The sequence below is a fragment of the Amycolatopsis sp. lyj-112 genome (assembly GCF_046549055.1).
Classification (GTDB): Bacteria; Actinomycetota; Actinomycetes; order Mycobacteriales; family Pseudonocardiaceae; genus Amycolatopsis.
In genome coordinates this window covers 1024770-1043743 of record NZ_JAJPWS010000002.1, presented here as the reverse complement: position 1 = coordinate 1043743, position 18974 = coordinate 1024770, and the positions used below count along the sequence as shown (strand labels likewise).

Here is an 18974-nt window from a genome sequence, read left to right as displayed (position 1 = left end):
GCAGGCAGATCACCGCCGCGCTCAAGCGAGCCCGCCGACGCGATATCGAGGGGAAAGCCACCGCGATCCAGACCGCGCTGCGCGCTCCGGCGCTGGGCCGCGGCCCGGCCCTGACCACCGCCCAGGCAGCGGTCACCCGGTCGCTGATCGCGGTGATCACCGCCCTGACCGAGGAGATCCGCAGCCTGGAAACCGAGGTGAAAGCCCATTTTGGCCGGCACCCTGACGCCAGGATCTATGAGTCTCAACCCGGACTCGGACAGATCCTCGGCGCCAGGGTGCTCGCCGAGTTCGGAGACGACCCCACCCGCTATATCAACGCGAAAGCCCGCAAGAACTACGCCGGAACCAGCCCGCTGACCATCGCCTCCGGCCGCAAAACCACCGTGCGAGCCCGGTTCGTGCACAACGACCGACTCCTCGACGCACTGAGCAGGCAATCCCAATCATCACTACAAACCTCACCCGGAGCACGCACCTACTACGACACGCTCCGGGCCCGCGGCGTCGGTCACCAAGCCGCGCTACGCCAGCTCGCCAACCGACTCGTCGGCATCCTCCACGGATGCCTCAAAACCCACACTCACTACAACGAAACCACCGCCTGGGCCCACCACACCACCATCGCCGCTTGACAACCAAAACCCAGGGATGTCTTCACGGACTTAAGACGTTGAGGCGTCAGCAGCGGTTGAGCATGTCGGTGAGGGCGGTCTTCTCCGCCGTCTTGATGGTGAGCTTGTACTTGGCCTTCACCGTGGTCCACATCTTCGCGTAGGTGCACCAGTAGCCGGTGGTCGGCGGCTTCCAGGCGTCCGGCGACTTGTCGCCCTTCTCCTGGTTGACGTTGTCGGTGACGGCGATCAGCTGCGGCGCGCTGAGGTCGTTCGCGAACGCCTGCCGCTGCGCGGTGGTCCACGAAGACGCCCCGGTGCGCCAGGCGGCCGACAGCGGGACGACGTGGTCGATGTCCACATCGGACGCCGCGGTCCAGGTCGCGTCGTCGTACGGGCTGAACCAGCTGCCGGAGGTGGCGGCGCAACTGCCGTCCTGCCCCACGTTCGTGCCGTCCCGTTTGAGCACGACCTCGCGGGTGTTGCAGCTGTTGCCCTGGTCGCTCCAATGCGGGAATTTCTCGCGGCTGTATCCGCTCGACGAGCCGTCGGGCTGGACGGTCAGCGAGGCGAGCTGCGTCTTGGCGGTCGCGGTCGAGGGAATGCCCGGGGGTGTTGCTTCGGCGACGCCGACGACGCCGGCCGAGACGATCGCCGAGACGGCGAGAACGGTGAAGGAGCGACGAACAGCAAGCGCAGTTGGCATATTGCTGCCTCCATGTCAGGTGTGGGGACTAGGTCACCTTGCGACACGGATATGACCCACGCAACACTGGTGGGTGACACTCTGGCGGACATTGGTGAACGTCGAGTGACCACAGGGGGCACGAGCAGGCAGGACCCGGTATTCGGCCGCCGAATAATTTTCGGAAAGTCCAGCTGATGGTTCTGAGCCGAACGGGCTACGCCAGCCCGCGGACCAGCCGGAGGTCCTCGGTGTGCCGGTACCAGGTCCACCGGCTCATCGCGCGCGGGTGGACGACGCCGTCGCTGCTCGGCCGGGTCGGGATGCAGCCGAGCTGGAACGCCCGCGCGTGCTGTGTCGAAGGCCGTTTGAACAGCGTCCCCTTGGTCACCCGGACCATCAGCCCCGGCCCGCTCGCGTCCGGTTCGACCTCGATCGAGCGCGCGGGCCCGCGCAGGACCGTGTGCTCGTCGCAGTAGGCCACCCCGCGCACCATGCCGACCACGCCGCGGCCGACGAGCACGCCGCCGGTGTCGTCCCTGATCAGCGGCACCGGATCGACCTCGCCACGCAGAGCGAGCGCGAGAGCACGCAACGGATCGGTCGGCAGGCTCCAGATGCGGGCGACGTCGGAATCCGGCGACGACGGCACGAACCCGAGCGACACGCCGGTGAGCTGTTCTTTTCGCAACAGTCGCAGGGCGACCGCCGCCAGGTCCGCGTCCGTGCCCGCGACCACCAGGTGATCGTGTTCGCCCAGCAAGGGATCGATATCCGCCTTCCCGGGACTGCTGGGGACGCGCACCATTTCGACGTCGTCGATCTCCGGGAGTGTGGGCTCGCCCTCTCCGCAGGCCACCACTATTCCGCGCACCCCAGGGCCCTCCGTTACGCTCATGCACCGGCATTTACCAGCGCCACAATCACTGAAGTCACAGTCGCCGAACACCTGGAGTGTCACATGCCGGCCATCGTGCTGATCGGGGCCCAATGGGGGGACGAGGGCAAGGGCAAGGCCACCGACCTTCTCGGCGACCGCGTCCAGTGGATCGTGCGTTACCAAGGCGGTAACAACGCGGGCCACACCGTAGTCCTTCCCGACGGGCAGAACTTCGCCCTGCACCTCATCCCGTCGGGGATCCTGACCCCCGGCGTCACCAACGTCATCGGCAACGGTGTCGTGATCGACCCGGGCGTCCTGCTCGACGAACTCGCCGGGCTCGAGGAACGCGACGTCGACACCAGCAAGCTGCTGATCTCGGCCGACGCGCACTTGATCATGCCGTACCACGTGGAGATCGATAAGGTCACCGAGCGTTACCTCGGCAGTCGCAAGATCGGCACCACCGGCCGCGGCATCGGCCCCTGCTACCAGGACAAGATCGCCCGCGTCGGCGTCCGCGTGCAGGACCTCCTGGACGAGAAGATCTTCCGGCAGAAGGTCGAGTCGGCCCTGGAGTTCAAGAACCAGGTGCTGGTCAAGGTCTACAACCGCAAGGCCCTCGACGCCGACCAGGTCGCCGACGAGGTGCTGGCCGCGGGCGAGAAGTTCGCGCACCGCATCGCCGACACGCGCCTGCAGCTCAACCAGGCCCTCGAACGCGGCGAGACCGTGCTGCTCGAAGGCTCGCAGGGCACCCTGCTCGACGTCGACCACGGCACCTACCCGTTCGTGACGTCGTCGAACCCGACGTCCGGCGGCGCCAGCGCGGGGTCGGGCATCGGCCCGGGCAAGATCACCACCGTGCTGGGCATCCTGAAGGCCTACACGACCCGCGTCGGCTCGGGCCCGTTCCCGACCGAACTGGACGACGAGTCCGGCGAGTACCTGCGCAAGCAGGGCGGCGAGTTCGGCGTCACCACCGGCCGCTCACGGCGCACCGGCTGGTTCGACGCGGTCATCGCGCGCTACGCGGTGCGCGTCAACGGCATCACCGACTACTTCCTCACCAAGCTGGACGTGCTGTCCGGGCTGGAGAAGGTGCCGGTGTGCGTGGGCTACGAGGTCGACGGCTTCCGCACCTACGACATGCCGATGACGCAGACTGACGTGCACCATGCGCTGCCGATCTACGAAGAGCTGCCGGGCTGGTTCGAGGACATCTCGGGCTGCCGCACCTTCGAGGAGCTGCCGGCGAACGCGCGGGCCTACGTCGAGCGGCTCGAGGAGCTGTCGGGCGCGCGGGTCTCGGCGATCGGCGTCGGCCCGGGCCGGGAGCAGACGATCGTGCGGCACGACTTCATCTGACCGCACCCGCAGGTACGTGAAGGACCCCTTCCTTGCGCTAGACGGCAGGAAGGGGTCCTTCACGTACTGGGTGGGGGGCCCGCAGCGAACGCCGTCAACATCGTCGACGAACTGATCACCCAGACCGGCCAGGCCGCCGAAGCGGGCTTGAAGTCGGTCTGGTTCTCCCAGCGAACCGAGCACGACGCGATCACCGTCGGGACCGGCGTCGTCCCGATCTATCCACGGCATCCGCTGCTCATCGCCGGTCTCGCGCAGACGGCGCAGGCCGCCACCGCCGGCCGGTTCGTCCTCGGGCTCGGAACCGGCGCGAGGAACTGGCTCGAACCGGCCTACGGCATCGAGTACCCGCCGCCGATCAAGCACCTCCGCGAGTACCTCACGATCCTCCGGCAGGTGTTCGACGGCGGCGGGGTCGACTTCGAAGGCGACACGGTCACCGCGCGGGCTTCAGGCTTCGCGGCCTCGGTCTCGGTCGCCGGATCCTCCGGCGTCCCGCTGATCATCGCCGCGATGGGCAAGCAGGCGCTGCGGGTCATCGCGATGGCCCCGGTCGTGGTGACCGAGGATCCGGACGCGGTCCGAGCCACCATCGACCGGCAGTACGCGTTCTTCCGCGACATTCCCTCCTACCGCGCGATCTTCGACGCCCAGGGTGTCGATTCCGCCGGTGACCTGGTGATCGCCGGGGACGAGGAGACCGTCGCCGCCGAGGTTCGCCGGTACTTCGACGCGGGGGCGACCGAGGTCGTCGCGACGCAGTCCGGCACCCAGAGCTCCGAAGAGCGCCTTCGCACCTGGCGTCTCCTGGGGGACGTCCAGGCGACAAGTGGCCTTGTTCACAGCGTTCGGATTGTGCATACTCGTGCGCATAGCGAACATAGCTGGAGGTCCTCATGTCCCCTGCCACGGCTCGTTCGTGGGTGGTCCCGCTCGCCTGGACGGCGGTCCTGCTCGACGGATTCGACCTGGTCGTCCTGGGCTCGGTGCTGCCCGCCCTGCTGCGTGACCACGTCTGGGGGCTGACACCGGGGACGGCGTCGGTCGTCTCGACGGTCGGCCTGATCGGCATGACCATCGGCGCGCTGACGATCGGCACGATCACCGACGTCATCGGCCGCCGGAAGGCGCTGATCATCGCGGTCGCCTCGTTCTCGGCGTTCACCGCGCTCTGCGCGATCTCGCCTTCGGTGTTCGTCTTCGGGCTGTTCCGCTTCCTCGCCGGGCTCGGCCTCGGCGGCTGTCTTCCGACCGCGATCGCGCTGGTCACCGAGTACGCCCGCAAGGGAAGGGGCGGCAGCGCGGCCACCACGCTGATGACCGGCTACCACGTCGGCGCGGTGCTCACCGCGCTGCTCGGGATCTGGCTGATCCCGCAGCTCGGCTGGCGCGCGATGTTCGTCGCCGGCGCGCTGCCCGCCCTCGTGCTGGTGCCGCTGATGATCAAGTACCTGCCCGAATCCGAGTCCTTCGAGCGGGCACGGGAAACGCAGCAGACGTCGGCGACCGAGGTTGTCGGCGGGCTGTTCCGCGGCGGTCTCCTGCGGGCCACCATCGCGTTCTGGGTGACGTCGTTCATGGGGCTGTTGCTGGTCTACGGGCTCAACACCTGGCTGCCGGAGATCATGCGCCAGGCGGGATACCCGCTCGGCGCGGCGCTCGGCCTGCTCTTGACGCTGAACCTCGGCGGGGTCGTCGGCCTGCTCGTGGCGGGCCGGGTGGCCGACAAGGTCGGCGTACGGCCGTCGGTGATCTGCTGGTTCCTCGGCGCGGCGGTGTTCCTGGCCCTGCTGAGCGTGAAGCTGCCCGCGGCCGGCCTGTACGTGGCCGTGTTCCTCACCGGTGGTTTCGTCTTCAGCGCCCAGGTTCTCGTGTACGCCTACATCGGCAAGACGTACCCGGATGCCATGCGCGCCACCGGAATCGGCTGGGCCGCGGGGGTCGGCCGGATCGGCGCGATCTGTGGCCCGATCCTCGGCGGCGCGCTGCTGAGCGCCGGAATCGCTTACCCGTGGGGCTTTTACGCCTTCGCCGCCGTCGGTGCGCTGGGTGCGGCCGCGGTGACCGGAGTCCGCGTCGGCCGCACCCAGGAGTCCGCTACCCGAGTTCCTTGAGTTCCCGTTCCACCGCGGCGAGTTCCGCCTCGGAGCCTTGCACCTTCGGGCCGGTGAACCACTTGCGCGCGGAGGCGAACCACCAGATCGCGGCCCCACCGAGGACGACGAGGAAGGCGATGGGCGTGTAGTTGAAGCTGTCGATCGTGATCGGTGATCCCTGCGGGAGCATGAACAGCACGAAGATAAAGCACACCCAGATGGTCGCGACGATGCCGATCGGCTTGCCCCACTTGCCGAGGCTCCACGGCCCCGGTTCGAAGTCGTCGCCCTTGCGCACCCGCAGGAACACCGGGATCACGTATGCCACGTAGAGGCCGACGACGGCGATCGAGGTCACCGCCGCGTAGGCGGTCGCGCTCCACAGGTACGGCAGTGCCAGCAGGAGCGCGCCGCCCGCGGCCAGCCACACCGCGTTGGTCGGCGTCTGGGTCCGCTTGTTGATGCGGTGCCAGAACTTCGACCCGGGGATCGCGCCGTCGCGGGCGAACGCGTAGATCATCCGCGAGTTCGCCGTCACCGACGCCATGCCGCAGAACAACTGCGCGCCGATGCAGATCAGCAGCAGGAACTTACCGGTCGTCGCGCCGGTCGCGTCGATGAAGATCTGCGCGGGCGGCACGCCGGTCTCGGAGCCGACGGCGCCTTCGTAGTCCTGGATGGCGAAGGTGAGGCCGATCAGCAGGATCCAGCCGGCGACCAGGGAGACGAGGATCGAGTTGATGATCCCGCGGGGCCCGGCCTTCGCCGCGTTCTTGGTCTCCTCGGTCATGTGGGCCGACGCGTCGTATCCGGTCAAGGTGTACTGCGCCAGCAGCAGGCCGAGCAGGAAGACGTAGACCGGTGATGCCCAGCCGGTGTTGTTCACGAACTCGCCGAAGACGAACGACGCGTCCTGATGGTTCTCGGGCACGATGATCAGCACGCCGACGATCACCAGCACGCCTGCCAGATGCCACCACACGCTGACGGTGTTCAGTAGCGCCACGATCCGTACGCCGAAGGTGTTCAGCAGGCCGTGGAGCACGAGGATGATCCCCAGCAGCAGGATCGTGTGGCCCGGCGTCGCCTCGAACCCGAACTGCAGGTCGAGGAAGGCGTTGAGGAACAGCGCCGCGCCGAAGTCGATGCCCGCGGTGACCGCGATCTGCCCGATGAGGTTGAACCAGCCGGTGAACCACGCCCACGCCGCGCCGTTGCGCGGGGCGAGCTTCGCGGCCCAGTAGTAGAGGCCGCCCGCGGTCGGATAGCTGGAGCAGACCTCCGCCATGCCCAGCCCGACGAGGATGACGAACAGGCCCACCAGCGGCCAGCCCCAGATCATCGCGGCGGGACCGCCGGTCTTCATGCCGAACCCGTAGAGGGTCAGGCAGCCGGACAGGATCGAGATGATCGTGAACGAGACGGCGAAGTTGGAGAAGGTCGACATCGTGCGCCGGAGCTCTTGCGCGTAGCCGAGCTGGTGGAGCCGGGCACTGTCTTCGTCGGCGGCTTCGGCGGCGTGGGAATCTGAGACATCCATCGGGCACCCACTTAAAAGGTATGCGGACAGACCATTGAGATCCGCCGAAATTAAGCCCGCTGACCTGGGTATGTCAAGGTCCCGTGAGGACTCGCCCGCCGGGAAACGCTATGAAAGACTCGTTACTCGCAAAATTTGCAAGTAACGAGTCGTTCATAGCAACCGGCGGCGAGAAGATCAGCGCCCCTCGAAGCCCTTCACGGCCTCAAGCGCCGTGTCCGGCTGGTCGGCGAAGTACCCGTCGACACCCGCCTTGAGGAACGCCTCCTGCTCGGCGAACGCGTTGCCGTACTCGGCGAGGTTGTCCGACGACCGCAGGTTCTGCGGGAGGAAGTTGTTCTCGTTGCGGAACGTGTACGGCCCGACCTTCAGCCCGGCCTTGTGCGCGTCGGCGACGAGCTTGGTCGGCTGCCCCAGCGCGCCGTTCACCACCGGGATGACCTGCGCCTTCTCCGGGCCCAGGTAGTCCGCGTACTTCGAGATCTCCTTCAGGCCCGCAGGCGTGACGAGGTCGGCGTACGTCCGCGGGTCGCCCTTCGCGACGAAGTCGGCCGGAGCACCGGTGGCCGAGGTCAGCTGCAGCAGCGGGACGCGCACTTCACGCGAAAGGGCGATCAGGTTCGACACCTCGAACGACTGGATGATCACCGGCGCCTTGCGGTGGTTGAGCCCGTTGCGCTTCAGCAGCTCGACGAGTTTCGGCTCGGTCGGGTTCTTGATCGAGGCGAAGTACGTCGAGTGCTTGAGCTCCGGGTAGGTCCCCAGCTCGCGGCGCAGTTCGCGGCCCAGCCGGCGCGTCAGGTCGAGCACCTCCTGGTAGGTGGCGATCTGGAAGCGGCCGTCGTAGAGCCGGTTGTTCGGCCGCAGCTGCGGGATCCGCTCGGTCGCGCGCAGGGTCTTCAGCTCGGCGAGGGTGAAGTCCTCGGTGAACCAGCCGGTGAACGACGTGCCGTCGATGACCTTCGTCGCCTTCCGGTTCGCGAACTCCGGGTGCTTCGAGACGTCGGTGGTGCCGCCGATCTCGTTCTCGTGCCGCGCGACCAGCTGGCCGTCCTTCGTGGGCACCAGGTCGACGTCGACCCAGTCCACGCCTTGACGGTAGGCGAGCTCATACGAGGCGAGCGTGTGCTCCGGCCGGTAGCCGGGGGCGCCGCGGTGTCCGACGATCACCGGACCATCGTGGCCCTTGGCCTGTGCCGACACATCTTGGGCACCTGTCTCGGCGGCGCCGGCCAGCCCGGAGACGCTGAGCAGGGCGAGGCCGGACAGGGCGAGCACGCCCAGGCGCTTTCGCATGGTGGAGAACCTCTCTCGACTTGGACTCGGGTACCGCGTCACCCTTGACGCAGGAGACGTCCGTCCGGCGACGACACCCCGGCGGCGCGCTGACCGCCGGGTGAACGCCGGATGGAACCACCCCCACGAGGACGGCGACGTGTTCGGGGCTCACCGGCACGGTTACCCTGTGCGTCGTGCGCGTACTGGTAATCGGGTCCGGCGCCCGTGAGCATGCACTTGTCCTCGCGGTCGCGGAAGACCCTTCCGTCACCGCGCTGGCGTGCGCTCCGGGCAATGCAGGTACCACTTCGGTGGCCGAGCAGCTCGGGGTGGAAGCGGCCGATCCAGAATCGGTCGCCGCCCTGGCCAAGCAGTGGAAGGCCGACCTGGTCGTGGTCGGCCCGGAGGTCCCGCTGGTGGCAGGTGTCGCCGACGCGGTCCGCAAGGCGGGCATCGCCTGCTTCGGCCCCTCCGCGTCCGCGGCCCGCATCGAGGGCTCCAAGGCTTTCGCGAAGGACGTCATGGCCGCCGCGAACGTGCCGACGGCGCATTGCGAGGTGGTCGACAATCCGGCCCGCCTCGACGCCGCGCTCGGCCGCTTCGGCCCCATCTGGGTGGTCAAGGACGACGGTCTCGCCGCCGGCAAGGGCGTCGTGGTCACCCCGGATATCGACGTCGCGCGCAAACACGCGCTGATGCTGCTCGACGGCGGCCACCCGGTGCTCCTGGAGTCCTTTTTGGACGGTCCGGAAGCCTCTCTGTTCTGCTTCGTCGACGGCCGCACGGTCGTCCCGCTGCTGCCCGCGCAGGACTTCAAGCGCGTCGGTGACGGCGACGCGGGCCCGAACACCGGCGGTATGGGGGCGTACGCGCCGCTGCCGTGGGCGCCGGAGAACCTCGTCGGCGACGTCGTCGAGCAGATCGTGCAGCCCGTGGTCGACGAACTCGACGCCCGTGGCGCCACCTTCTCCGGCCTGCTCTACGCCGGTCTCGCGCTGACCTCGGAGGGCCCGCAGGTCATCGAGTTCAACTGCCGCTTCGGCGACCCTGAGACCCAGGTCGTCCTGGCGCTGCTGCGCAGCCCGCTCGGCCAGGTCCTGCACGCGACGGCGACCGGCAAGCTCGCCGACCTGCCGCCGCTCGACTGGGATTCGGGCGCGGCGGTCACCGTCGTGCTCGCCGCGGACGGCTACCCCGGCAAGCCGAGGACCGGCGACGTCATCACCGGCGGCGAGATCGAGGGCGTGCTGCACGCCGGCACCCGACGTCGTGACGACGGCGCCGTGGTCTCCTCCGGCGGCCGCGTGCTTTCGGTCGTCGGCACCGGCAAGAACCTGAAGGCCGCCCGCAAGGACGCCTACGCGACGGTCGAGAAGGTTCACCTGGCCGGTTCGCACCACCGCACCGACATCGCGCTGCTCGCCGCCAAGGGAGAGATCGCCACCCCGGTTTCGTGAAATCCGGGGCCTCGTGAATCCCGGACGGAACCGTTCCGCGATCGGGTGCGTCTAACCCGGTATTTCCTGCAAAGCTTAGGCAACCGATACATCGACGTTGGTAGCCTCGACAGGGCGCACGGTCACCGTACGTATTTCCTAAAGGGGTGGGGAATGGCAGCAACGAGCAAGGTCCAGGACCTCGCGTCCGCGGTCCCGGTACCACCATCGGTGGCCGACATCAGAGTCGATCCGTCGAAGCTGCTCGAAGTCGCGAAGATCGTCGAGGACCAGGTCGACGCACTCGAGGACAAGCTCCTCACCAGGCTCAACCAGCTGCGCATCGATTCCCCGTCGGCGGACACGGTGAGCACGCACTCCACCAGCGTGTGGAACGAACTGGTCGCCGAGGGCGACGCTTCCTACGCGGCGCAGGTCCGCTCCTACGTCGCAGGTCTGCGAAGCCTGGTCAAACAGCTTCGTACCGCGGCCAAGGAGTACAAGACCAGCGACGCTGACAAAGCCGCGGCGTTCGGGGACCGCGGTGTACACAGGGCGTAAACGCCGGGTGCTCGTGTTCGGCGGGGTGCTCACCCTGGCGCTGGCCGGATGCGCCGGGTGCACTTCGGGCACGGGCGGGCAGGCGTTTCCCAACGAACCAGGGCTGGCTTCGGTCACGCAGGGCGCCAAGGCGTCCGCGTTGCCGGACAGACCCGCGGAACTGACCCTGCGCGGGGTCGATCCGTGCACGCTGATCACCGCGCCGCAACTCGACCAGCTCAAGATCAACAGCCAGCCGCGCAAAGCCGCCGAAGAGATCGACGGGCCGACCTGTGTGCTCGACTCGGACGCCGCGGAGCCGTTCCACGCCTACCACGTGCGTGCCGTCTCCGCGGACGTCGAGGAGTGGTTCACCGGCAAGCGGCGCAAGAACAGCATGACCACCGAACCGAAGGCGGTCGGGGGATTCCCCGCCATCACGAGCTATCGCGGCTCCGGGACACCGGCCGACTGCGAAACGCTCATCGGCGTCGGAAAGGGGCAGACGCTGGTGGCACAGGCCTTCACCGTCACCCCCGGCGCGTTCACCATGCCGCAGCTGTGCGAGATGTCCGCGCGGGCGGCCGAAATGGCTTTGCAGACCTTGAAGGCACGCAACTAGGGAGGGCGCCGTGAACGTTTCCGACCTCGCGGGCAGGCTCCGCGATCTCCGGTTCGACGGCTACACCGACACCGGGATCGCGACCGAGATCGAGCGCTTCCGCAGCGGCGACGGCACCGGCAGCATCGGCACCGCCGTCGATGCGCTGAAGGCCGTCGCGACCGCGCTCGCCGACACCGACAAGACGTTGCGCGACGAGCTGGGCAAGCTCGGCGTCGAATGGCAGAGCGAGGCGGGTGGCGCCGCCGGTCAGGTGTTCACCGCACAGGCCGGGTTCTCCCAGGACGCGAATTCGAAGGTCGCGCACTCCTCGGAAATGATCTTCGAGCAGGGTGAGGCCTTCAACCGGACGCTGCACAAGCTGCCGGATCCGGAGGTGGTCCGGAAGGGTGCGGGCGGCCTCACCATCGGCGATGCCCTGCTGAGCCTCATCGGGTTCGAGACCGACCACGCCAAGAGCGTCAACGCGGCGAACAACGCGCGGGCGCAGGCGCAGGAGGCGTTGAACGAGTACGCCAAGCAGAGCGGTGAGAACCTGCTGTCCACGGACACGCTGGCCGACCCGCAGGGTCTGAACCTGACCCAGAACACGACCGCGGCCGGTGCGGGCGGAGGTTCCGGCACGCTCGACCTCGCCGGGACGGCCACCGATCTGACCCCGGACGGCAGCGTGCGGCCCGCGTCGGCCGCCGTCGAGTCGAAGTACGTCCCGCCGGTCGTGCAGCCGGTCAGCAACCCGAAGTCGCCGTCCTACGACGCGCCGACCCCGGCCTACGGAGTCGCCATGGGTGGCGGTGTGGCCAGGAAGACCGGTGCCTCCGTGCCTCACGGCGGCACCACCGCTCCCGCGGCCTCCGCTCCGACAACGCCGTCCGGCACCTCGCGTCCCACGCCCGCCCCGGGCGGCGGCTGGGTCAACCCCGGTGTGAACCGGCCGGCCCCGCAGCCCGAACAGGGCAGGCCGTCGAACCCGATCGTGGGTCAGCCCGGCTCCCCGCCGTTCGTGCCGCCGGGTGCGCCGTCCGCGCCTCCGGGCCAGACCACCGGCTCGCTGCCGCCGAACAGCACGACGTCTTCGCAGCCGTTGGGCAAGTCGTTCGGTAGCGGTTCCGGCGTCGACGGCGTCCTCGGCAAGAACGCCGGGTCCAGCTCGGGCCCGGGCGTCTTCGGTGGCGGTGTCGGTGGCGGCCAGGGTGGAAGCGGTGATCAGGCGCTCGGCAAGGGCCGCTCGGTCGGCGCCGGTCCGCAGGCGCCGCTGGGCACCGGCAACGAGTCCGCCCGTGGGTTCCCGGGTATCCCGAAGTTCGCCGGTCCGGCCGCAGGTGACCTGGGCGCGGGTGCCGCCGCGCTCGGCGCCGGTGTCGCGGGTGGCGCGCTGAGCGGGGACAAGGAACGCGATCGCCGTCCTCGCCAGGAAGGCGGGGCCGTCAAGCCGACCCGTCAGCTGCCGATCGGCGAGCTTCCCGAAGAGGAGGCCATGCGGCGTTCGGAGAAGATCGGCGCGAAGCAGCCGAAGCCCGAGTCGAAGTTCATGGAGCGCGCCGCGACCCAGGACGTCGAGGAGGACGCGGAGCACATCCGCCGGTTCGGTGTCGACGACAAGGACCTGTTCACCGACGAGCGCATGGTTTCGCCCGACGTGATCGGTGACCACGGCAACCGAGAAGCGCGCTGACCCTGTGCCGAACGAAAACGGCAGCCTGGTGCTGTCCGCACTCGAGTTCGAGATGCTCTGGGAAGCCGAACGGCTGCCCCGTCGCCATGCCGCACTCGACGTCCCCAGCCCCGGAACGACCCACACGGAGCGGGCGGCACTGATCGAAGAAGCCTGGGAATCCCTGCGCGAGCGTCGTCTCGCGCGGGGCCACCAGGCCTCGGGCGAACTGGTCGACATGCTGAACCTGTTCGCCCACCCCCGGGTCGCGATCGACGTCTGGGTATGGACCGACCGGGAGATCAAGGGGCAAGCGGTCAGCGTCGGCAACCAGGCCCTGCTCGGCGTGATCGACTCCGGCCAGGTGTGGTTGATCCCGGCCCGAGAAAGCTCCCTCGCCGAAGCGGCCGTGTCCGTCGCCGGCGACCTGGGCCCCGGCGTCGGCCAGTCGATCAGCATCCCGCACGACCTGCTCCGCCAAGCCGACGCGGCCGCCCAAGGCGACCCGAAAGCACTGGTCACCGCCCTGGAAGACCGGGACGTCCCGCTGTGGCAGGCGCAGGAACTGGCCGGCATGCTGCTCGGCCAGGAAGCACGCGGCCAGTTCGGCATCGAACGCGCGGGCCGCGACGGCCGTCCGCGGCGGGCCGACAGCGTCGTCGCGTTCTACGACACGGATGCCGGGCGGTACCTGTTCCAGGTCGCGCGTAACCGGGACGGGCGGGACTGGGCGACGATCACGCCCGCGGACAACCAGTTGCTGGCGACGAGGATCCGGGAAGTCGCCGACTTCTGAGTCGGGTATCGGCGGGGTGAGAGTCGGCGTGGAAGCGCACACGGCCCGCTGTCGAGGTCTTACAGTATGCGCGGAACCGTCCTGATCGTTGCCGCGTCTGATCGGGCGGACACAAGTTTTCGTGTTGCGGTGAAGGGGATGACGAACCGTGCCTGTGTACGACCCGGATTCGATGGGGATCGCCGCCGGTCAGGTGGAAAAGCTCAAGGACGAGTTCGAGAAGACCAAAAAAGGCGTCACCGGCATGGATGACGAGAAGGAAAGTCCTTTCGGCGGAGTGGACGAGCACGGCGACGCGCAAGGCGCCGTCGGCAAGTTCAAACAGGGCGTCCACAACGAATTCGACTCGGCCGGTCAGCTGATGGAGGCCACGGCTTTCGTGCTGCGAAAGGCCGCCGGGCTGATCAAGGAGACCGAAGCGGTCCATGTGGACAACCTGAAGCTGCACGAGCACGGAAACCAGTGACGATTCGGCTGGCCTGGGGGCCGGAGACCAAGGGGGCTTGAGCAGTGGGTTTGAACGGTGTCGGTGCCGGCACTCCGGACGGCTGGGGCGAACTGGTCAAAAAGGCCGATCAGGTCGACAAGGTGAACTTAGCCGCAATTCACCATGCGTCGGTCCAGTTCAAGACGGCCGCGGACAACGCGGGTGACCACAGTGCGGCACTGTCACGGTCGACCGAGGCGCTGAACGGTGGCGTCTGGAGCGGACCGGCCGCGGAAGCCTTCTTCGAATACGTCAAGTCGATCACCAAGGCCGGGCAGAACGTCGAATCCCAGCTCGGCAAGGTCGTCGACGATCTCGATCGGGTCCACACCGATCTCGGCAACATCAAGACCCAGGTCGCGGACGCCTACAAGGGCGCCGAAGAAGCGGTCAACAAGCGGAACACCAAGGCCCAGTCGGACAAGGACGCGGCGATTCAAGCCGCCTCACAGGCCGAGAAGGATCACAAGCCGGCGCCGAGCCCGACTCCGGACGCGATCATCCAGCAGGCGAAAACCGAGATCAACACGATCACCAGCAGCGCGGACACCCGGGTCAAGGGCCTGCTCGACCAGGCCAACCAGATGATCCAGAAGTCCCAAGAGCTGATGAAGAAGGACATCGACGGCGGCTACTCCAAGGTCCCGATGCCCGGCAAGGACGGTTCCGTCCCCAAGCGCACCGGCGGTCTCCACACCGGAGGCGGAGGCGGCGGTGGTGGAGGCGGCGGCGGGGGCGGCGGCCTCGGGTCGAGCGGTGGTCCGCCGTCGACGACGCCGCCCGGCAACGTCCAGCAGTGGATCCAGGAAGCCATCAAGATCTTGCAGGCCGCCGGGATTCCGGTGACCGACGCCGATATCAACAAGATCTGGACGATCATCGAGAAGGAGTCCGGCGGTAACCCCAACGCCATCAACGACTGGGACTCCAACGCGGCGAAGGGCACGCCGTCCAAGGGGCTGATGCAATGCATCGACCCGACTTTCAACGCGCACAAGCTTCCCGGGCACGACGACATCTACAACCCGATCGACAACATCATCGCGGGCGTGCGGTACACGTTCGACCGCTATGGCGGGTTCGACGGTCACCCGGGCCTGAAGGCCATGGCCGGTGGCGGCGGCTACCAGGGCTACTAAGCCTCGCGTTTAGTCCTCTACTTGCGGTACTAGCGCGTGAGGGCCACCCTCAGGGACTCAGAGTCCCTGAGGGTGGCCCTCACGCGCATCGTCTCAGTAATCCTTGAGTACCAGGGCATTTGAGGCTTCGGCGAGTGGTCGCATGGCCGCGGCCATCACCCGGGAGCGGAACGGGATGTACGGCAGCATCCGCATCGACTGGATCTGTTTCCATTGCGCGAACCGTGTCTGCTTCCGCTGGTTCATCGCTGCCAGCGCCTGGTTCTTCAGTACGAACGGACGAATTTCCCTTTCATACGCGGCAAAGCCCGCGCGGTGGTCACCTTGGGCCGCGGCCAGGGTGCCCGCGAGTACGTAAGCCCCGACGAGCGCCAAACTGGTGCCCTGTCCCGAAAGTGGCGACGGACCATAACCCGCGTCGCCGACCAGGGCGACCCGCCCTTCGGAAAACCGGTCCATCCGGATCTGGGTCATCGAGTCGAAGTACAGCTCACTCGACGCCATTTCGCGCAGTAGCCTTGGCGCCTCCCAGCCGTGGTCGAGGAAGTGGTCGGCGAGGAGTTTTCGTTGCTGCTCAACGTCATGCCGATCGAAATCGAGTTCCGGCGACTGGAAGCCGAGCATCGCCCGCGCCTCCGTGTTCCCCCGCGCGCTGTAGAGGCCCGTCATGCTTCCCGGCCGCATGTGAAAAGTCTGCCAGCGGTCCAAAGCGAGAAAGTTCGGCACCGTGAACACCGCGAGATAGGTGTCCATGTGGTGTGAAAACTGTTTCTCCGCCCCGAAAACCAGTGACCGCACGGCTGAATGCTGTCCGTCCGCGCCGACCACGAAGTCGAAGTCTCGCGCCTCACCTTCGGCGAAGGTAACCCGGACGCCGTCGGAGTTCTGCGAGATTCCGGTGATCCGGTCGCCGTAGACGTACTCGACACCCTCTTGGGCGGCCGCCGCCAGCACGTCGGTGAGGTCGTCGCGCAGAAGCTCGATGTCGTCGTTGCCGGTGAGGCCGCCGGTCAGCGTGTGTTCGGTGACCTTCACCAGCGTCTTCCCGGCCCCGTTCACGAACGACATCCCGCGCATGTCCGTGCTCAGTCCCCGGAGGCGTTCGAGCAGCCCCATCCGCTTCACGACGTCGAGCGCCGTGCCGCGGATGTCGATGGCGTGCCCGCCGACGCGCGGGGCCGGTGCCCGTTCGACGACAGTCGGGGCGAAGCCGTGCCGACGCAGCCAGTACGCGAGTGTCGTTCCGGCGATCCCCGCGCCGGAAATCAGGACCTTCTGCATGTGAACTCCCCTGTGTACGCTGTTATGAAGCACTGCGTACAACGTATTGCTGCTGCACCAGAAGCCCAGGAAAACGGGCACGAAATCTCAGCTGTACTAGTGCAATACCTAGTGCGGTAGCCAGGCGAAGCGAAAAAAGACGATAAAGCGCACTATGGCAACAGGGGGAGGCGCCATGACCGATCCGCCCTACCAGCGGATCGCCACCGAGATCCGCCGCAGGATCGTCACCGGCGAGCTGAGCGAAGGCCAGAAGGTCCCTTCGACGCGTCAGATCATCGCCGAATGGGGCGTCGCGATGGCGACCGCGACGAAGGTCCTGGCCACGCTCAAGCAGGAAGGCCTGGTCACCGCCAAACCCGGCGCCGGCACGGTCGTGCTGTCCCCCTCAGACCGTGGAAGCACCCCGAAGGCTCCGCCGCGCAAGGAGCATCGCGAGGCGGAGCTGTCACGCGAGCGGGTGGTCAAGGCGGCCATCCGCATCGCCGACGCCGAAGGCATCCGCGCGCTTTCCATGCGCCGCGTCGCGTCCGGTCTCGGCGTCGCCACGATGGCGCTTTATCGCCATGTCACCGCGAAGGAGGAGCTGATCCTCGAAATGGCCGACTTGGCGCTCGGCGAAATCCGGCTCCCGCCCGATCCGCCGTCCGGGTGGCGGGCGCAGCTGGAGCTGATGGCCAGGGCGCAATGGGCGCTGTTCCGGCGTCATCCCTGGCTCGCGCAGGCGCTCTCGATCACCCGGCCGCAGCCGCTGCCGAACCTGCTCCACCACGCCGACTGGGCCACCCGCGCGCTCAGCGGTCACGGCCTCCCGTCGTCGACGATCATGTACGCGCACATCACGATCTTCAACCACGTCCGCGGCATCGCCCTCAACTTCGAGGCCGAGGCCGAGAGCGAATCCGGGACGGCGATCTCGGCCGACACCTGGCTGGCCGAACACGAGCCGATCCTCTGGGATCTGGTCTCCGGCGGTCGTTTCCCGAACTTCGCCGACGTCGCTTCGCGGGCCCCGTTCGACTACGACCTCGACACGCTCTTCGAGTTCGGCCTGCAACGTCTCCTCGACGGCTACGCGGTTCTCCTGGCGAAGTCGAGTTAGCCTCACGTCATGTCCTTCCCTGGCCCAGCCGCTCGTTCCGACGTCCCGCCGTTCCACGTCATGGACGTCCTCTCGGCCGCGCAGGCACGGCAGCGCAGCCACGGCGATCTCGTCCCGCTCGTCGCGGGGCAGCCGTCCGCGCCGGCGCCGCGGCCGGTTCTCGAAGCCGCGCAGCGGGCACTGAAGGAGCACACCCTCGGCTACACCGAGCAGCTCGGCATCCTGGAACTGCGCGAAGCCGTGGCGGCGCACTACGGCCGCACGTACTCCGTCGACGTGAGCCCGCAGGACGTCATCATGACCACCGGTTCCTCCGGCGGTTTCCTGCTCTCGTTCCTCAGCGCGTTCGAGGCGGGCGACCGTGTCGCGATGGCGCGCCCCGGCTATCCGGCCTACCGCAACCTGCTGAAGGTGCTCGGCTGCGAGGTCGTCGAGTTCGCCACCGGACCCGAGACGAACTTCCAGCCGACGGTCGACCTGCTCGACGAACTGGGCCCGATCAAGGGACTCATCGTCGCCAGCCCCAGCAATCCCACCGGCACCGTGCTGCCACCGGGTGAACTCGCCGCGATCAGCGGCTGGTGCTCGTCACGCGGTGTGCAGTTGATCAGCGACGAGATCTACCACGGGATCTCCTACGTCGGCGAACTCGACTGCGCCTGGCAGTACGGGTCCGAAGCGCTCGTCCTCGGCTCGTTCTCCAAGTACTTCGCCATGACCGGCTGGCGGCTCGGCTGGATGCTCGCACCTCAGCGGCTGCACCGCGCGATCGACGTCCTGACCGGCAACTTCACCATCTGCCCGCCCGCGGTCTCCCAGCACGCCGCGGTCGCCGCGTTCACCCAGGAGTCGTACGCGGAGGCCGACGGCCACGTCGAGCGCTACCGCGAGAACCGCGACGCGCTCTTCGCCGGGCTGAAGGGCATTGGCATCGACAAGCTCGCACCCGCGGACGGCGCCTTCTACGCCTACGCCGACGTCTCCGCGTACACGACCGACAGTCTCAGCTGGTGCCAGCGTCTCCTCGCCGACACCGGCGTCGCGATCGCCCCCGGGATCGACTTCGACCCTGTCGACGGCGGCAGGTTCGTGCGGTTCTCCTTCGCCGGCGCGCGCGAAGACATCGACGAAGGTGTCCGAAGGCTCGGCGACTGGCTCTCGGTGCTTGCTGGTGAACCCGCGTCCGCGATCGGCGTCGGCAGGGCGCTGCCTGGTCATCCACGTCACGATGGCGGGCGAGGCGCCCTGCCACCGCGATAGCGGGGCCTTCGGCCGGGGCGGGTTCACTCGTTGGTCCTGTTTCGCGGTACGTCTTCAGCTCCGCCGACCATCCAGGCCTCAGGGGGAACCCGGAAATCACCCTGAACGTTAGGCAGAACGAAGGCGCTAGCGAGCTTTGCCTGACAACCTGGACTCACCGGGCCCGCATGGGCACGGTGAGGCAATCGGAGGAAGC

Annotated in this window: 18 protein-coding genes; 13 read left to right on the top strand and 5 right to left on the bottom strand. The window is 67.8% G+C overall.

The features are described 5' to 3' along the window. Positions 1–635: transposase (locus tag ACLJRL_RS11875; RefSeq protein WP_410656139.1), on the top strand; the 635-nt coding region annotated here is incomplete at its 5' end. 46 nt (positions 636–681) lie between these two features. Here the strand turns inward: ACLJRL_RS11875 and ACLJRL_RS11870 are convergent. Both ACLJRL_RS11870 and ACLJRL_RS11865 read right to left on the bottom strand, forming a co-directional pair. Next, the gene (locus tag ACLJRL_RS11870; protein WP_410656138.1) at positions 682–1320 is read right to left on the bottom strand and encodes an HNH endonuclease family protein; all 639 of its coding nucleotides are present in this window, start codon (positions 1318–1320) and stop codon (positions 682–684) included. Between the two features lie 196 nt (positions 1321–1516). Continuing rightward, on the bottom strand, positions 1517–2197 hold the full coding sequence (locus tag ACLJRL_RS11865; protein WP_410656137.1) for a hypothetical protein: 681 nt from the start codon (positions 2195–2197) through the stop codon (positions 1517–1519). 63 nt (positions 2198–2260) lie between these two features. Between ACLJRL_RS11865 and ACLJRL_RS11860 the strand changes: the two genes are divergently transcribed. From ACLJRL_RS11860 to ACLJRL_RS11850, 3 genes are all read left to right on the top strand, one after another. Beyond that, a complete protein-coding gene (locus tag ACLJRL_RS11860) occupies positions 2261–3547 on the top strand; it encodes an adenylosuccinate synthase (protein ID WP_410656136.1) in 1287 nt (428 codons plus the stop codon). Between the two features lie 147 nt (positions 3548–3694). Continuing rightward, positions 3695–4573, top strand: a complete 879-nt coding sequence (locus tag ACLJRL_RS11855) for an LLM class flavin-dependent oxidoreductase (RefSeq protein ID WP_410656135.1) — start codon at positions 3695–3697, stop codon at positions 4571–4573. Then, positions 4471–5661: an MFS transporter gene (locus ACLJRL_RS11850; protein WP_410656179.1), complete on the top strand. Its 1191-nt coding sequence runs from the start codon at positions 4471–4473 to the stop codon at positions 5659–5661. The genes ACLJRL_RS11855 and ACLJRL_RS11850 overlap by 103 nt, the downstream gene beginning before the upstream one ends. Here ACLJRL_RS11850 and ACLJRL_RS11845 read toward each other — a convergent pair. Together ACLJRL_RS11845 and ACLJRL_RS11840 are read right to left on the bottom strand one after the other, a co-directional pair. Beyond that, positions 5645–7183, bottom strand: a complete 1539-nt coding sequence (locus tag ACLJRL_RS11845) for an amino acid permease (RefSeq protein ID WP_410656134.1) — start codon at positions 7181–7183, stop codon at positions 5645–5647. The genes ACLJRL_RS11850 and ACLJRL_RS11845 overlap by 17 nt on opposite strands. A 177-nt stretch (positions 7184–7360) precedes the next feature. After that, positions 7361–8479 carry a glycerophosphodiester phosphodiesterase gene (locus tag ACLJRL_RS11840; RefSeq protein WP_410656133.1) on the bottom strand — a complete coding sequence of 373 codons (1119 nt, stop codon included), beginning with the start codon at positions 8477–8479 and terminating at the stop codon, positions 7361–7363. Between the two features lie 176 nt (positions 8480–8655). Between ACLJRL_RS11840 and purD the strand changes: the two genes are divergently transcribed. The 7 genes from purD to ACLJRL_RS11805 all read left to right on the top strand — a co-directional run bounded on the left by purD (position 8656) and on the right by ACLJRL_RS11805 (position 15135). Beyond that, a complete protein-coding gene (purD, locus tag ACLJRL_RS11835) occupies positions 8656–9918 on the top strand; it encodes a phosphoribosylamine--glycine ligase (RefSeq protein ID WP_410656132.1) in 1263 nt (420 codons plus the stop codon). A 153-nt stretch (positions 9919–10071) separates the two neighbouring features. Next, positions 10072–10458, top strand: a complete 387-nt coding sequence (locus ACLJRL_RS11830; RefSeq protein ID WP_410656131.1) for a hypothetical protein — start codon at positions 10072–10074, stop codon at positions 10456–10458. 7 nt (positions 10459–10465) lie between these two features. After that, positions 10466–11059, top strand: coding sequence for a DUF3558 domain-containing protein (locus ACLJRL_RS11825; protein ID WP_410656178.1), 594 nt, complete (start codon positions 10466–10468; stop codon positions 11057–11059). 10 nt (positions 11060–11069) lie between these two features. Continuing rightward, positions 11070–12734, top strand: coding sequence for a hypothetical protein (locus tag ACLJRL_RS11820; RefSeq protein WP_410656130.1), 1665 nt, complete (start codon positions 11070–11072; stop codon positions 12732–12734). 4 nt (positions 12735–12738) lie between these two features. Beyond that, the gene (locus ACLJRL_RS11815) at positions 12739–13509 is read left to right on the top strand and encodes an ESX secretion-associated protein EspG (RefSeq protein WP_410656129.1); all 771 of its coding nucleotides are present in this window, start codon (positions 12739–12741) and stop codon (positions 13507–13509) included. Between the two features lie 148 nt (positions 13510–13657). Further along, the gene (locus ACLJRL_RS11810) at positions 13658–13975 is read left to right on the top strand and encodes a hypothetical protein (RefSeq protein ID WP_410656128.1); all 318 of its coding nucleotides are present in this window, start codon (positions 13658–13660) and stop codon (positions 13973–13975) included. 44 nt (positions 13976–14019) lie between these two features. After that, positions 14020–15135, top strand: a complete 1116-nt coding sequence (locus ACLJRL_RS11805) for a transglycosylase SLT domain-containing protein (protein WP_410656127.1) — start codon at positions 14020–14022, stop codon at positions 15133–15135. 93 nt (positions 15136–15228) lie between these two features. Here ACLJRL_RS11805 and ACLJRL_RS11800 read toward each other — a convergent pair whose 3' ends face one another. Beyond that, the gene (locus ACLJRL_RS11800; RefSeq protein ID WP_410656126.1) at positions 15229–16416 is read right to left on the bottom strand and encodes an FAD-dependent monooxygenase; all 1188 of its coding nucleotides are present in this window, start codon (positions 16414–16416) and stop codon (positions 15229–15231) included. Between the two features lie 175 nt (positions 16417–16591). Between ACLJRL_RS11800 and ACLJRL_RS11795 the strand changes: the two genes are divergently transcribed. Together ACLJRL_RS11795 and ACLJRL_RS11790 are read left to right on the top strand one after the other, a co-directional pair. After that, positions 16592–17518: a TetR/AcrR family transcriptional regulator C-terminal domain-containing protein gene (locus ACLJRL_RS11795; RefSeq protein WP_410656125.1), complete on the top strand. Its 927-nt coding sequence runs from the start codon at positions 16592–16594 to the stop codon at positions 17516–17518. A gap of 9 nt (positions 17519–17527) precedes the next feature. Next, positions 17528–18778, top strand: coding sequence for a pyridoxal phosphate-dependent aminotransferase (locus ACLJRL_RS11790; RefSeq protein WP_410656124.1), 1251 nt, complete (start codon positions 17528–17530; stop codon positions 18776–18778). Positions 18779–18974 lie beyond the last annotated feature (196 nt).